Raw genomic sequence first — 15,876 nt, forward strand, 5'->3', positions numbered from 1 at the left:
ACGCATAATATTATTATCTTTACAGGACAAACCTCATAAAAAAATGAATTATACCGATAAAATGCTTCGCGATGATGCCCTTACAGGCAAAGTTATAGTAGTAACAGGTGGCGGCAGCGGCCTGGGCAAAGCCATGACCAAATACTTTTTAGAGCTTGGTGCAAAAGTAGCCATTACCAGCCGCGACCTCGAAAAACTGGAGGCTACAGCCAAAGAGCTTGAGGAACAAACCGGCGGCAATTGCCTTGCTGTACAGTGTGACGTGCGTAATTATGAAGAGGTTGAAGCCATGCTTAACAAAGTCTTAGAAGTATATGGCAAAGCTGATGTATTACTAAATAATGCAGCCGGCAACTTTATATCGCCCACAGAGCGCTTATCTGCACATGCTTTTGATACCATTATAGATATTGTGCTTAAAGGCAGCAAAAACTGTACGCTTGCCTTTGGTAAACACTGGATAGACAGTAAGCAACAAAATTCTGTTATATTAAACATTGTAACAACCTATGCCTGGACAGGTTCTGCTTACGTAGTGCCAAGCGCTACAGCAAAGGCGGGCGTGCTGGCCATGACCCGAAGCCTTGCGGTAGAATGGGCAAAATACGGCATACGCAGTAATGCCATTGCTCCCGGCCCCTTTCCTACCAAGGGTGCGTGGGACAGGCTGCTGCCCGGCGATTTGAAAGACCAGTTTGACCTGGCCAAAAAAGTACCGCTAAAGCGTGTGGGCGACCACCAGGAACTGGCAAATCTTGCAGCTTACCTTGTATCAGACTTTTCTGCTTATGTAAACGGCGAAGTTATAACCATAGATGGCGGCGAATGGCTTAAAGGTGCAGGACAATTTAACCTGCTCGAAGCCATACCTGAAGAATTATGGGATCAGCTGGAAGCAATGATAAAGGCGAAAAAGAACAAATAGTTTCAGTTACCAGTACTCCGCTATGGCATCAGCTATTAACATAACCTAAGCCATACTATTAAACATAAAGCCTTGATAGAAATACTATTGAGGTTTTTTCTTTTAACAAGCCATTACTAACGACTGGCAATCAATGCTTCAAATTAAAACTAACTACTGTTAATAACACATAATATGTTTTGATTGAGCCTTCTGCTTACTACTTCTGAACATTACCCGATAAGAGCAAACTCAAAATCTTTACAAAAATTTAAAGTTTTTTATTTAGACTTATTACAAATAGAATTATATTTGCAGCTCAAAACTATTTTTAATAAATCCAAATAAAACACAGCATGAAGAAATTTTTACTTTCAGCAGCACTTGTGTGGGCGGGGCTTGCAGCCCAGGCGCAAGACTGTCCGGCTTTAACTGAATTAAATGAAGATTTTACAGATTTTACAGCAGGCCGTACAGCAACTTTCCCTCAGTTTTGCTGGACAGCTATTGCTAACGGACCAATGGTTTACCCAGATACAGCCGCAGCCACCGGAAACAACTTTGCCCAGTTCTATACAGCTATGAGCCCTGGAGTTGCAGGATACCTTGTATCTCCAATAATCAGCAACTTTGACGGCAACCATACACTTACTTTTGATGCTACATCTGCAACAGGAGTTACAGTACAGGTAGGTTACCTTACTAACCCTACAGATGGTACAACATTTGTTGCTGTTAGCGAAGTGTTAGCACTTACAGCCACAACAACGCCGTTAACCGTAGACTTCCCGGCAGTCACCGGCAACGCAAATATTGCCTTTAAATTTATTGGCGCAACACAGCACAGCACAGCACAGGTAGACAACGTTGTTTGGGCTGAAACTCCTGCTGCCCCATGTGTAGCAGTATCTGCTCTAAACGAAGATTTTACAGATTTTACAGCAGGACGTACAGCAACTTTCCCTCAATTCTGCTGGTCAGCAATTGCTAACGGACCAATGGTTTACCCAGATACAAATACCACTACCGGAAACAACTTTGCACAATTTTACAGCGCTATGAGCCCTGGAGTACCTGCTTACCTTGTTTCTCCTGAAATCAACAATTTTGATGGTAACCGCACACTTACCTTTGATGCCACATCGGCTACAGGAGTAACTGTACAGGCCGGCTACTTTATAAACCCTACAGATGCTACAACATTTGTTGCTGTTGGCCAGGTATTAACACTTACCGCTACAACAACACCGGTAACTGTAGACTTCCCTACTGTTAACGGTAATGCTTATATTGCTTTTAAATTTATTGGAGCAGGACAGCATAACACAGCACAGGTAGACAACATTGTATGGGACGAAACACCTACATGCCCAGCGGTATCTGAATTTAGCGAAGATTTTAGCGCTTACACAACAGGTCAGGCAGCAGTTATCAATCAATTTTGCTGGACAGCTATTGCCGCAGGTATACCTACAGGTGTAGTTGTATATCCTGACGTAGTTGAAGGAAATAATGTAGCCCAGTTTTACAATTTTGTCAACCCAACTGTATATGGTTACCTTGTATCTCCAGAAGTTAACAGCTTTGATGCCAACCACAGGCTTACCTTTGATGCCGGATCTGCAACAGCATCTACAGGAACCATACAGGTAGGCTACCTTACAAACCCTACAGATGCTACAACATTTGTAGCAGTAGGTGATGCAATTACCATTCCTGCTGCATCAACATCATTTACAAGGGCGTTTCCAACCCTGGCTAACAATGCTTATATTGCATTTAAATTCCTTCTTCCACAAGGAATTCACCAAACTGCTTACTTAGATAACATAAAATGGCAGGCTACAGCATCTGTTGACACTAACAACAAATCTATCTTTGCGGTTTACCCTAACCCATCATCAGATAAAAATATTACTATAGCAAACGCTACACAGCAAGACGGCGCAGTAGCCATCTATACGCTTGCGGGTGCTAAAGTATTTGAGGCAAAAGTATCAGGAGCTGCACAACAGCTTAACCTTTCTGCCCTTTCTGCAGGTATGTATGTAGTACGTTTTACTTCAGGTAACGCCGCTGCTACTCAAAAACTGATCCTACAGTAATTTCCATACGTTTTTAGTTTTTAAGCCGCGCTTTTTAAGCGCGGCTTTTTTATTTGGGTTGTTAACAATTTCCGTTTTCAGGAACCATAATTAATTGTATTTTTACGGTTCCAAAATTTCAAACAACAAATGGGTAAAATCATTGCTATTGCCAACCAAAAGGGCGGTGTGGGTAAAACCACCACCACAGTAAACCTTGCCGCCGCACTGGGGGTCCTGGAAAAGAAAGTACTACTAATAGATGCTGACCCGCAGGCAAATGCGAGCTCAGGATTAGGTATAGACGTAGAGGCTGTAGAAATAGGCACCTACCAGATACTGGAACACAGCAGTACGCCCGAAGAGGCTACTATGGAATGTACTGCGCCCAATGTATGGGTTATACCGGCGCATATAGACCTTGTGGCTATTGAAATAGAACTTGTAGACAAAGAGAACCGCGAGTATATGCTAAAACAGGCGCTGGAAAGCGTTAAGGATAAGTATGACTATATCCTGATAGACTGTGCACCATCTCTTGGCCTGCTTACACTAAATGCCCTTACCGCTGCAGACAGCGTTGTAATACCCATACAATGCGAATATTTTGCACTCGAAGGCCTTGGTAAACTGTTAAATACCATAAAAAGTGTACAAAAAATACACAATGCTGAGTTAGATATAGAAGGGCTGCTGCTTACCATGTATGATTCGCGCTTAAGGCTGAGCAACCAGGTGGTTGAAGAGGTGCAAAAACATTTTAACGACATGGTGTTTGATACCATCATACAGCGAAACATTAAACTTAGCGAGGCACCAAGTTTTGGCGAAAGCATTATAAACTATGATGCTACCAGCAAAGGCGCTACCAACTACCTGCATCTTGCAGAAGAGATATTAAAGAAAAACAGTAAAGTAGGTTTATGACAAAAGCGATAAAAAAGCAAGCCCTGGGCAGAGGACTTTCGGCACTATTAAAAGATCCTGAAAACGATATTAAATCGGTTGAGGATAAAGGTGCTGATAAGGTTGTGGGTAATATTATAGAGCTTGAAATTGACTCCATTGAAATAAACCCTTTTCAGCCACGTACAAACTTTAACGAAGAATCGCTTAAAGAACTAAGCACCAGCATACGCGAACTTGGTGTTATACAACCCATTACCGTAAGGAAAATGGACTACAACAAGTACCAGCTTATTTCGGGAGAGCGCAGGCTTCGTGCCAGCAAACTTGCGGGGCTTACACACATACCGGCATACATTCGTATAGCTAACGATAATGACAGTCTTGTTATGGCCCTGGTGGAAAACATTCAGCGCCATGATCTTGACCCTATAGAGATAGCCCTTTCTTACCAGAGGCTTATAGACGAAATACAGCTTACACAAGAGCAAATGAGCGACCGTGTGGGTAAAAAACGTTCTACCATTGCTAACTATCTTCGTTTGCTTAAACTGGATCCTATTATCCAGACCGGCATTCGCGATGGCTTTATTAGTATGGGTCATGGCCGCGCCATCATAAACATTGAAGACCTTGATGCACAGGCAGACATTTATCAAAAAATTGTTAGCCGTAACCTTTCTGTCCGCGAAACAGAAGCTTTAGTAAAAAGCTACCACGAAAGCCTTAAACCTGCAACAGGAAAGCCTGCTGCTAACGACACGTCTTTTGAGGTACAGGATGAGGAGCGCAAGTCGTTTACAAACTTCTTTGGCGCGAAAGTTGATGTTAAGGTGGATGCTAAAGGAAAAGGTAAAATAACGATACCTTTTCATTCTGAAGAAGATTTTAACAGGATCATTAAACTGATACAAGGTTAGTGAAAAACATACTATTTATACTTGCGGCAATACTGCTTACCTCTATATCTTCATTTGCGCAGCAAAAAGAAGAAAAAGACACAGTTGCGGTAACTGTACCTAAAGTAGCTTATAAATATAATGCCCTTGCCCCAAGTAAGGCCGCATTTTATTCTGCCATATTACCCGGCCTGGGTCAGATATACAACAAGAGCTACTGGAAGGCGCCTATTGTATGGGGCGGTATAGGTATAGGTATTTACTCTTACAGTTTTAACCAGGGCAAATACAATGAATACCGCAATGCCTACAAAGACCTGCTTGCCGGAAAAGTACTTACCGGTGAACTTGCCGGCCTGGACGAAGACCGCCTTAGGCGTGCGCAGAAATTTCACCAGCGTAACCGCGACCTTTCTGCTCTTGTTAGCGTAGGGCTTTATCTGCTAAATATTGTAGAGGCAAACGTAGACGCACACCTTAAGCAGTTTAATGTAGACGATAACCTTACGCTACGCCCTGCACTACAACAAAATACCATAGACAACAAATACAACCTGGGACTTACCCTGAGTTACAAATTTTAATATGAAAATTGCACTTTTAGGCTACGGCAAAATGGGTAAGGTGATAGAGCGCATTGCACTGGAACGCGGACACGAAATTGTGTTGCGAAAAACACGCACTTCTACCTTTGATGGCCTTACTGATGCTGATGCTGCCATAGACTTTAGTATACCCGATGCCGCTGTAGAAAATATAAGCGCCTGCCTTAATAACAACATCCCGGTTGTATCTGGTACTACCGGATGGCTGGAGCAGTATCATACCATAGCACAGCTTACCGAAGAGAAAAACGGCGCGTTTATTTACGGCTCTAACTTTAGCCTTGGCGTAAACATTTTCTTTGAACTTAATAATTGCCTTGCTAAAATGATGGGCAACCTGAAGCAGTACAAGGTAACGATGGAAGAAATTCACCATACCCAAAAGCTTGATGCTCCAAGCGGTACGGCAATATCTCTTGCTAAAGATATCATTAATCATACTGATTATGCCGGATGGGCAATAGACGCCCCAAAAGCAGACGATCTTTTTATAGACGTTAAGCGTATTGAGGGTGTTCCGGGTACGCATGTAATAAATTACGATTCAGAAATCGACTCCATCCAGATATCACATACTGCCCATAACCGTGAGGGTTTTGCCCTGGGTGCGGTAGTTGCTGCCGAGTGGCTTGCAGGAAAAACAGGTGTATACAGCATGAAAGATGTGCTGGGCCTGTAACAACATGAGCTAAAAATATACATATATAAAAAATATTACAAGAACATGACACTATTACAATGGTTTATATTTTTCCTGGCTGTACAAGTTGTACACTTTGCAGGCACATGGAAACTTTATGAAAAAGCAGGCTTTAAACCGTGGCAGGCCGCCGTTCCGGTTTATAATGCCGTAATACTAATGAAAATCATCAACCGCCCTTGGTGGTGGACGATCTTGCTTTTTATACCTATTGTAAACCTTATCATGTTCCCTGTTGTATGGGTACAATTGCTAAAAGCCTTTGGTAAGAATAAAACAAGCGACTACATCATTGGCATACTTACATTAGGGCTATACATATACGCTCTTAATTATTCTAATAAAGGAGATTATAATGGTAACACCGAAATAACCGAAAGCACACTTAGTTCATTGCTTTTTGCCATCGTGGTAGCTACCATTGTACATACTTATGTTATACAGCCATTTACAATACCATCTGCTTCGTTAGAAAAGACGCTGCTTATAGGGGATTTCCTGTTTGTGAGCAAACTGAACTATGGTGCACGCGTACCCATGACTACTATTGCAGCACCAATGGTACATGATACCATTCCGGTTGTTAACACGCCATCATACCGCAAATGGCCACAATTACCATACATGAGGCTCCCTGGTTTTGAAAAGGTAGCTAAAAATGACATTGTGGTATTTAACTGGCCGGCTGATACCGTTACCAAATTCTTTGACAGGAACAGTTTTGGCATCCGTAAACCAGTAGACAAAAAGTCGAACTACGTAAAACGTTGTGTTGGTACGCCTGGAGACGTTTTTGAACTTCGTGACGGATTAGTATTTATTGATAATAAGGAATTAAAACTTTCTGATAGAGCCAAGGTTCAAAATTACTATGATGTACAGGCAAAAGAACCTATAGGACAAAGCTTTTTGATGACCCGAAAATTTGACGGCGGTTCATGGCGCTTCTACAATATTGCAGCCAGTAAATGGGACAATAATGTCATCAAGCAACACTTTACTGACCTTAACAAACAATATGGAGTTTTTGTAAATGAGTCTTCAAGAGATAGTGCAACCGTACAAGTATGGGGTTTTATTCCTGATCAGCTTGCTCAAGAACTTCAAATGACTCCAATAGAAAGCAGGTTGGCTATTAATATGACCTTAGAAAGAGCTGAAGAGTTGAGAAGAGACCCTTCAATAATATCTGTAAAGCAAGCAAAATTCAGCCCTATTTTAACACCAACAGTCTTCCCAAAAGACAATAATAACTGGACTCAGGACAATATGGGACCTTTTACTATACCTCAGGTAGATAAAACTGTAGAACTTACTACAGAAAATCTGCCTCTATATAAAAAGATCATTGGCGAATACGAACATAACGACCTGAAAGTAACTGGCAATGAAATTCGTATAAATGGTGAGGTTGCTACAAAATATACTTTTAAGCAAAACTACTATTTTATGATGGGTGATAACCGTCATAATTCTGAAGACAGCCGCTACTGGGGTTTTGTACCCGAAGATCACATTGTAGGTAAGCCGGTATTTATCTGGATGAGCCTTAACCAAAATGTGCCTTGGGGCAACATTAAACAAAAAATCCGATGGGATCGTATGTTTACCACTGTAGGTGGTGATGGCGAACCGGTATCGTACTTTAAATATTTCCTTATTGCACTTGTGGGATACTTTGCCTTAGATTTCTTTGTACTTAAGAAAAAAAGACAGAACAAAGCAAATTAATTAATTTGAAGATTTGGAAATTTGAAGATTAATATCACATGACCTTAATCTTCAAATTTTCAAATTATTAAATTTTCAAATTAAATGAATACCCTCCTACTCCACCCTACTTACTTCCCGTCCATCAGTCATTTTGTGGCAATGGTAAAGGCAGATAGCATAACCTTTGAAGTTGAAGACAACTTTCAGAAGCAAACCAACCGTAACAGGATGTATATTTACAGCCCTAACGGAATACAGTTATTAAACATTCCCGTAAAGCATAGCCCTGTAGCAGGCAACCAGAAGTTTAAAGACACGAAGCTTGAAACGGCTTTTGACTGGCAGAAACAGCATTTTAAGTCGCTTGAAGCCGCCTATCGTACTTCGCCCTTCTTTGAGTATTTTGAAGACGATATACGCCCTGTATTTGAGCAAAAGCATAAATACATGATGGACCTGAATTTTCAGGTTATGGAAATTGTATGCAATTGCCTGGGAATGCCTTTAGAATATAAAAAGACTGAAGAATATTTTCATGAAGCTGCGGGCTATGATGATTTTCGCTCGCTTGCAAACGGCAAGAAAGACTTAAACCAGTTTGAAGAATACACACAGGTATTCAACGACAAACACGGCTACATTAACAACCTTAGCATACTCGATTTGCTGTTTAATGAGGGGCGTTATGCCCTGGAGTATCTAAAAAAACAGGAATTAACCCGTTAGTTAATCTACCTCTTTTTCAAAACACAGTCGTGTCATTACCGGAAAATGATCTGAGTTGACAAAACTGCTAAAGGTTTTGTATTCGCGCACGTCTATTGATTTATCTGTAAAAATATAATCAATACGGGCAGGATAATATTTAAAGTTATACGACTTGCCAAAGCCTTTACCGGCCTCTTCAAACGAGTCTTTCATTTTTCCTTTTACACTACGGTATACATAGCTAAAGGCACTGTTGTTAAGGTCGCCGCAAATAATCATGGGGTAAGGACATTCGCTCTTATGCTTTTCAACCATTTCGGCCTGTAGCTGTTGTTTTTCAAAAGCTGCACTAATGCGTTTAAGAATCATCTTCCCTTTCTCTTCATCAATAGATTCATGTATATCAGGGCTAATCTTAACAGATTGTAAGTGCATGGTATATACACGCAGGGTATCTTTCCCTTTCTTTATATCGGCAAAGACCGCATTGTTAGCAGAACCCGGAAACTGGATATCACCCGTGTTTATAATAGGGAATTTAGAGTAAATGGCCTGCTCTGTCTGCCCCTTTTCAGAAAAGATAAACTTGTGCTTATATTGGCGAAAAGCCGTATCACCCACTGCCTGCTTACTGTATTCCTGAAGGCAAAGTATATCGGGCTTCTGTTCTTTTATAAAAGAAATTATCTTAGACGGCACGCCACGATCCGGCAGCCATTCGTATAAATTAAACAAACGCACATTATAGCTCATCATGGTAAAATCCTGCGCATCTTCAGGCTGAACTTTTTGGCTAAACTTAAATGTTTTGCTGATAAAAGTTATCCCTACCAGTAAAATTATGCCCGAAAGCAGCATTTGTTTTTTAACCTGTATAAGCCAGTAACAAAAGAAAAAGCCATTTAACACCAGCATCAGCGGCATGACCAATGTAAATACCGAAAGCAGCGGCGAAAGCTTAGGCGCCACAAACGGAAGCACATACGAGATTACCGTAAGTACGGTAAACACGATGTTAGAAAAGTACATCAGTTTATTAAACAATGAAAGTTTTTTCATTCCTGTGTGGGCTTATAGCGTAACCAAAGCTACTATTATTTACTTACTTTAAATAAAAAATCTTTCTCTTCTTTGGTAAGGCTGTCATAGCCGCTTTGGCTTATTTTATCCAGTATTTCGTCGATTTGTTTTTGGGTAACGTCTTTGGGCTTTACAGCGCTATTACGCACAGGCGGCGTTGTATTTCTATGCACTTTTTTAAACGGGGCAGACTTTCGGGATTTAAATAAATTCGCAAAAAAGTCTATAGTACCTGATACGCCTTTAGTAAGGTCGCTCCCGCTTTGCAACAGCTTAATATAAATAAAACCAAACAAATCTCCGGCGAGGTGTGCTATATGCCCGCCACTATTATCCAGCGGGGCATAAATAAGATCGAGTACAATAAACACCAGTGCAATATGCCAAAGCTTTACAGTACCAATAAGCATAAGTCTTACCTCATAATAAGGAGCATAAACAGCCGTGGCTACCAGTATAGCCATAATAGCCGCCGAAGCCCCCGTCATTTTAGCAGTTTGCCCCACCAGCAAAGGGAGTAAGTTGTAGCCTAGTATATATACAAGCCCTGCAAATATTGCAGAAAGCACATATAACCCGAAAAGCTGTTTCTGAGTGAAGAATGTAAGAAAGAGCCTGCCTGCAAAATAAAGCGTTAGCATGTTAAACAAAACATGCATAAAACCGGAGTGCAGGAACGCATAACCCAAAACAGACCAGGGTTTCCAGAGCAAATCTACAGGGTTAGAAGAAAGGCTAAAAAAATCGTCAGAAAAAGGATTTGTCCAGTCAAAAATGCCAATATCCACACTGCCCAATTTCAGGATACTAAATAAAATCATAGGGATGATGAACAGCCCTATATTCCAAAAGATAAGGCGTTGCACGATGCCGCCTACCCTGTATTCTGTTTTAAGTTGGTCTATAAATCCCATATTAATTCCAGCGCCTGTTATTATATTGGTTTTTCTTCCAGTACCACATCATCAGGAAACCTATAAGTGCCCCGCCCAGGTGGGCAAAGTGGGCAATTCCATCTCCTCCGCCAAATATAGACTGACCCTTAAGCCCAAGGAATAAATCGAGCGCTAATAGTCCCGGCACAAAATATTTAGCTTTAATAGGAATTGGCAGAAATATCATCATCAACTCTACATTTGGGAACATAAAGGCAAAAGCTACCTGAATGCCATACAACGCACCCGAAGCGCCTAACATTGGAGATAAATAGGCTCCCATAAAATTGCTCATTTGCAGCTGACTCAAAAACTCTGCCCAGCGGGTATCGTACTTGCCTTGGGCAAGGGTTGCTAATATATCTGATTCTTTAAAACCATTATCAACAAGAATATCAATAGCATTGTGAACTGAAAAATAGTTAATCCCTAAGTGTAAGGCTGCTGCACCCAATCCGCAGGATATATAAAAGAAGATAAACTTTTTAGCACCCCACATTTGTTCTAACAGGCTACCAAACATCCATAAACCAAGCATATTAAAAAGTATATGCGATACACCTCCGTGCATGAACATATACGTAAAAATCTGCCAGATCTTAAAATCAGGATTCTCAGGGTAATGAAGCGCTAACAGATTAATAGCAGCATCGCCTATAACAAGGCTCCCAATAAAAAAAAGTATGTTTATTATAATTAACTGCTTAACAGTCTCGGTTATTCGCATCATATTGCAAAACGTTTATCTATATCCTCTACCCTCATGGTGATAAAGGTTGGTTTATTAAAAGGTGAAACATCCGGCTCTTTGCAGGCAAAGAGGGCATTTACCATATTTTCCTGCTCTTTTTCGGTAAGCAGTGTACCGGTTCTTACCGCCAAACTTCGTGCCATAGATTTAGCAATGCGGTCACTTTGGCTAAAACTACTGTCGGGCACTTCCTGTTGCAGATCGTTTATAAGCTCTTCCAGTAATATTGACACTTCACTCTCTGCCACATTTACCGGAAGCCCGCTAACTACAAGGTGGTCGCGGTTGATCTCGGCAAAAACAAAACCGGTATTTTCAAGCGCTTCTTTCATCTCAGTAATCAGCGCCAGTTCACCCGGATTGTAGTGCAGCACTAACGGAAATAACAATTGCTGGCTTGCTGCCTGCTGCACAGTTATATTACGCAAAAATTGCTCATATAGTATGCGCTGGTGTGCCCTTTTCTGGTCGATTATTACCATACCCGATTTTATAGGGCTTACAATATATTTTTTATGGATCTGGTAGGTCTTATAAACCGCCTGCTCCACTTCATTATCATTAAACAACGAACCGGTAACCTCTTCTGATTCAAAATTGATTTCGGCAATTTCCTCATTTGCAGGACTAGTGCCAATGTACAGGCTCTCCCATGCAGGCTGGCGTTCTTTTTTAAACGTCGGGTTAAAGCTATCTCCCCTAAACGAGCCGCCACCTGCCGATGATGCAAACGAACTGCTATGCTTAACCGGAGCCTCTTCGGCAAACGGGTTATAATTGCGGTCTACCTGAACACTGGGCATTACCGCCTCCTTAGCCTCATAACTGTATGGGGTATCAAGATTTGCATCTCGGTCAAAATCCAGTACCGGAGCTACATTAAATTGCCCCAGGCTGTGTTTTATGGTACTGCGCAGTATGGCATAGAGTGCATGCTCATCGTCAAATTTTATCTCTGTCTTAGTTGGGTGTATGTTGATATCTATGGTATGCGGTGGCACATCGAGGTACAGGTAATACCCCGGCTGGCATCCGTCTTTCAGGAGGCCTTCGTAAGCTGCCATAACTGCGTGGTGCAGGTAGCCACTTTTTATAAATCGATCGTTTACAAAAAAGAACTGTTCTCCCCTGCTCTTCTTGGCAAACTCTGGCTTGCTTACGAACCCGGTAATCTCAACAATTTCTGTGCTTTCCTTTACAGGTACAAGCTTCTCATTCGTACGTCCGCCGAAAATACCTACAATGCGCTGGCGCTGGTTGCCCGATGGCAGGTTAAACATTTCGCTACCGTTATGGAACAGTATAAAACTGATATTGGCATGTGCCATGGCTACACGCTCAAACTCATCAATAACGTGGCGAAACTCTACCGTGTCGCTCTTTAAAAAGTTGCGACGGGCAGGTATATTGAAGAATAAATTTTTGACCGAAAATGATGTTCCCCTTGGTAGTACCGCTACTTCCTGACTGGTAAATTTACTGCCTTCGATAACCAAGTGCGTACCTAGTTCATCCTGATCCTGGCGGGTTTTAAGCTCTACATGGGCAATAGCCGCAATAGAAGCCAGTGCCTCGCCCCTAAAGCCTTTTGTATGCAGCGAGAACAAATCCTCCGCATGACGAATTTTACTGGTGGCATGGCGCTCAAAACACAGTCGTGCGTCGGTTACACTCATGCCCTTACCGTTGTCTATAACCTGGATAAGGGTTTTACCGGCATCTTTTACAATCAGTTTTATCTCTGTGCTGCCTGCATCTACAGCATTTTCAAGCAGTTCCTTAACTACCGATGCCGGCCGTTGTACCACCTCTCCGGCGGCTATCTGGTTGGCAACGTGGTCTGGAAGAAGCTGAATGATACTGGACATTGTATAGGTAACGTTTTTATAAATGGGATACCAAAGATAAGGATTTTTTGCGGGGTTGAAGAAGAGACATAAGATGGAAATATATTTTTGTCAACTGTTAAAATTAACGTTTTTTTAGTACTTTTATCCTTACCAACAAAACACCATGAAACAATATTTTACATACCTAAACGGCGAACAAGCCGGCCCTTTTAGTTTCGAACAACTCAAAAGCAAAAATCTATATCGCGATACTTTAGTATGGTTTGAAGGATTAGCGGAATGGCAAAAGCAGGAACTATAGATGAATTGAATTCTTTATTTATTTTAGTGCCACCACCTGTTCCGGCAAGTACAGTCAGTAAACCGCCATTGCCTCCAGAACCTGCATATACAAAACAAAGCTATATAGCTCCTGTTGAGCACAACAACTCTTCCGGCACCAGGCGGATTATAACTATAGTTGCTGTAGCAATTGCATTATTTATTGGCATTACAGCATTTAGTGCTTATCAAAATAATCAACAGGAAAAACATAACTTAGAATTAAGAATTGCGGAGCAGGAACGACAAGTGCGTGAAGCAAGGATAAGAGAGATAAAAACTGAATTGAAGATTTCTTACAGAAATCTTGAGAATGCAAAAATCAATTTGCATGATGTCTCTGCTTTTAAGTTACTACGCTCATCATCAGAAAGACATGAACAGATTTCTGAAGCGGAAGCTATACTTGCATCATGGCAAAAAAGTGTAAATGAATTAGAGAGTGAGTTGAATAGCCTTAATATTAGATAATTTGAAAATATCTTATTTGTCAATAGCATCAAAAAACACTACCTTTGATAGTATCAAATGATACTATCATGAAGCCGCCCTATGATATAACGCCTACAATTTTAAACCTTGTAACTACTGTCTCACAAAAGATTGGAGAAGTTAATGCCACATACCTAAACCGGCAATCACCACAGCTTCGCAAGCAGAATCAGATCAAAACCATACACTCATCATTACAGATAGAAGGTAATACACTTTCTGAAGCACAGATAACTGCATTAGTAGAGAATAAGCGTGTGCTGGGGCCTGAAAAAGATATTAAAGAAGTACTGAATGCTATAAAAGTATATGATTTACTTGACACTTTGAAAGCAGCGTCTGAAAAAGATTTCCTGAAAGCGCATAAATTACTAATGGAAGGGTTGGTAGAAAATCCGGGGAAATATCGAAGGCAGGGCGTTGGCATTGTTAAAGGCTCTCAAATAGCACACCTAGCTCCACCAGCTGAAAATGTCATTTATCTGATGAAAAACTTATTTGTGTATCTGAAAGATAAACAGGAATTAACCCTGATTAAAAGCTGTGTATTTCATTATGAGATGGAATTTATTCACCCTTTTATGGATGGTAACGGACGGATGGGCAGGCTTTGGCAAACCATTATCTTAATGGATGAGTATCCTGTTTTTGGTTACCTACCGTTTGAAACGCTTATCAGTAAAACGCAAGATCAGTACTATGAAGCACTATCTGTAAGTGATAAATCAGGCAAGTCAACAGTATTTATAGAATATATGCTTAGTGTAATAAATAATTCTCTTGCTGAATTATTACAATATAATAATAGAGTATTTACTGACATAGAACGCCTGGACTATTTTATACAGAGCGGTGTAAAAGATTTTACGCGTAAAGATTATATGAATGTATTTAAAGATATATCGTCTGCAACAGCGAGCCGCGATCTTAAAAAAGGAGTTGAACTGAAACTCTTTAAAACTTCCGGTATCGGAAACCAGACAATATACACTATATAAAAACATACTTAGACAAGTAAAAAAGCATAAGATGAGCGGATCATTTAAATTTATAATTGGCTTACTAATTTGCGCAGTTATTATAGCCTTTCCTTTTTTCACCATAAAATATTTTGAAATTACACCTATTTATATAATAATATTGAGGTACTTTTTTATTCCTATCTGTATACTGACAACAATTGTTTACATTTTTATTTATATCAAAAAGTTACGAAAGTATAACAAGCCTACGCAATCAAGAATAAAGCGCTTATTGCAGGATATCGTAAATATGATATTAGCCATATTTATACTAACCATACTTTTCAGCCAGATAGTATTCTCACTTGTAATTATGTCTAATATATATTTGCCTGGCGGCATAAAACTTAACATAGATCAGCCGGTAATTGCATACAGAAAAGGGACAACAAAAAACGGAAGAGTTACCCATGATATTAAATTCATTGATCCTGAAATTAATGACACTATTTCACTTGCTGTGCAGCGTGAATATAAAACAGGAGAACACTTTACTAAAAAGATGTACCGTGGAAAATGGGGAATATTATATTCAAAGGATTAAGTCAAGAAATAAAAAAACCCACTCTTTCGAGTGGGTTTTGTATTTATTTAAGCCTGTCCCGCAGGACCAAAACTCAGTGGAATGGCGGGTTGTTCCGTATCGCTGATGATGCCGTGGGCACTCTCAAAGCGGTGGATGTTTTCGCCTAAAGCCTTCAGCAGGCGCTTGGCATGCTGGGGCGTTAACACAATGCGCGATTTTACTTTAGCCTTGGGCACGCCCGGCATAATGGTAATAAAATCTACAATAAACTCAGACGCAGAGTGGTTAATGATAGCCAGGTTACTATAAGTACCCTCAGCTGTTTTATCATCAAGCTCAATGCTTATCTGTCCTTGTTGTTGTGGTTTCTGATCGCTCAT

Annotated in this window: 17 protein-coding genes; 12 read left to right on the forward strand and 5 right to left on the reverse strand. The window is 40.6% G+C overall.

All coding sequences use genetic code 11. From position 1 onward, the window contains the following. Positions 1–43 precede the first annotated feature (43 nt). The 8 genes from DYH63_RS13125 to DYH63_RS13160 all read left to right on the forward strand — a co-directional run bounded on the left by DYH63_RS13125 (position 44) and on the right by DYH63_RS13160 (position 8,537). Positions 44–925, forward strand: coding sequence for an SDR family oxidoreductase (locus tag DYH63_RS13125; RefSeq protein WP_116789239.1), 882 nt, complete (start codon positions 44–46; stop codon positions 923–925). 335 nt (positions 926–1,260) lie between these two features. Next, complete coding sequence (locus DYH63_RS13130) at positions 1,261–3,009, forward strand: T9SS type A sorting domain-containing protein (RefSeq protein WP_116789240.1); 1,749 nt, start codon at positions 1,261–1,263, stop codon at positions 3,007–3,009. Positions 3,010–3,138: 129 nt separating this feature from the next. Next, a complete protein-coding gene (locus tag DYH63_RS13135; protein WP_116789241.1) occupies positions 3,139–3,915 on the forward strand; it encodes a ParA family protein in 777 nt (258 codons plus the stop codon). Beyond that, entirely contained in the window at positions 3,912–4,814 is a 903-nt protein-coding gene (locus tag DYH63_RS13140; protein ID WP_116789242.1) for a ParB/RepB/Spo0J family partition protein, read from the forward strand. The genes DYH63_RS13135 and DYH63_RS13140 overlap by 4 nt, the downstream gene beginning before the upstream one ends. After that, positions 4,814–5,377 (forward strand): DUF5683 domain-containing protein, encoded by a 564-nt coding sequence (locus DYH63_RS13145; protein ID WP_116789243.1) that lies wholly within the window; start codon positions 4,814–4,816, stop codon positions 5,375–5,377. Before DYH63_RS13140 ends, DYH63_RS13145 begins: the two co-directional genes overlap by 1 nt. 1 nt (position 5,378) lies before the next feature. After that, positions 5,379–6,077, forward strand: a complete 699-nt coding sequence (gene dapB, locus DYH63_RS13150) for a 4-hydroxy-tetrahydrodipicolinate reductase (protein ID WP_116789244.1) — start codon at positions 5,379–5,381, stop codon at positions 6,075–6,077. 45 nt (positions 6,078–6,122) lie between these two features. Continuing rightward, on the forward strand, positions 6,123–7,829 hold the full coding sequence (gene lepB, locus DYH63_RS13155) for a signal peptidase I (RefSeq protein ID WP_116789245.1): 1,707 nt from the start codon (positions 6,123–6,125) through the stop codon (positions 7,827–7,829). A gap of 84 nt (positions 7,830–7,913) precedes the next feature. Continuing rightward, positions 7,914–8,537: a WbqC family protein gene (locus DYH63_RS13160; RefSeq protein WP_116789246.1), complete on the forward strand. Its 624-nt coding sequence runs from the start codon at positions 7,914–7,916 to the stop codon at positions 8,535–8,537. Here DYH63_RS13160 and DYH63_RS13165 read toward each other — a convergent pair whose 3' ends face one another. From DYH63_RS13165 to mutL, 4 genes are read right to left on the reverse strand one after another with little or no spacing between them, the layout of a single operon-like run. Then, a complete protein-coding gene (locus DYH63_RS13165; protein WP_116789247.1) occupies positions 8,538–9,578 on the reverse strand; it encodes an endonuclease/exonuclease/phosphatase family protein in 1,041 nt (346 codons plus the stop codon). Positions 9,579–9,613: 35 nt separating this feature from the next. After that, the gene (locus tag DYH63_RS13170; RefSeq protein WP_116789248.1) at positions 9,614–10,513 is read right to left on the reverse strand and encodes a rhomboid family intramembrane serine protease; all 900 of its coding nucleotides are present in this window, start codon (positions 10,511–10,513) and stop codon (positions 9,614–9,616) included. 1 nt (position 10,514) lies between these two features. Next, on the reverse strand, positions 10,515–11,264 hold the full coding sequence (locus tag DYH63_RS13175) for a rhomboid family intramembrane serine protease (protein ID WP_116789249.1): 750 nt from the start codon (positions 11,262–11,264) through the stop codon (positions 10,515–10,517). Next, positions 11,261–13,153 (reverse strand): DNA mismatch repair endonuclease MutL, encoded by a 1,893-nt coding sequence (gene mutL / locus DYH63_RS13180; RefSeq protein ID WP_116789250.1) that lies wholly within the window; start codon positions 13,151–13,153, stop codon positions 11,261–11,263. Before mutL ends, DYH63_RS13175 begins: the two co-directional genes overlap by 4 nt. Before the next feature lie 145 nt (positions 13,154–13,298). Between mutL and DYH63_RS21785 the strand changes: the two genes are divergently transcribed. From DYH63_RS21785 to DYH63_RS13200, 4 genes are all read left to right on the forward strand, one after another. After that, positions 13,299–13,436 (forward strand): DUF4339 domain-containing protein, encoded by a 138-nt coding sequence (locus DYH63_RS21785; protein WP_116789251.1) that lies wholly within the window; start codon positions 13,299–13,301, stop codon positions 13,434–13,436. After that, complete coding sequence (locus DYH63_RS13190; protein WP_116789252.1) at positions 13,415–13,927, forward strand: hypothetical protein; 513 nt, start codon at positions 13,415–13,417, stop codon at positions 13,925–13,927. Before DYH63_RS21785 ends, DYH63_RS13190 begins: the two co-directional genes overlap by 22 nt. Before the next feature lie 68 nt (positions 13,928–13,995). Continuing rightward, positions 13,996–14,946 carry a Fic family protein gene (locus DYH63_RS13195; RefSeq protein ID WP_116789253.1) on the forward strand — a complete coding sequence of 317 codons (951 nt, stop codon included), beginning with the start codon at positions 13,996–13,998 and terminating at the stop codon, positions 14,944–14,946. A 31-nt stretch (positions 14,947–14,977) separates the two neighbouring features. Beyond that, on the forward strand, positions 14,978–15,514 hold the full coding sequence (locus DYH63_RS13200) for a hypothetical protein (protein WP_116789254.1): 537 nt from the start codon (positions 14,978–14,980) through the stop codon (positions 15,512–15,514). 47 nt (positions 15,515–15,561) lie between these two features. On the opposite strand, the gene DYH63_RS13205 is transcribed toward DYH63_RS13200, so the two are convergent. Further along, positions 15,562–15,876, reverse strand: a complete 315-nt coding sequence (locus DYH63_RS13205) for a DUF3467 domain-containing protein (RefSeq protein ID WP_116789255.1) — start codon at positions 15,874–15,876, stop codon at positions 15,562–15,564.

The organism is Flavobacterium psychrotrophum, from assembly GCF_003403075.1.
GTDB lineage: Bacteria > Bacteroidota > Bacteroidia > Flavobacteriales > Flavobacteriaceae > Flavobacterium > Flavobacterium psychrotrophum.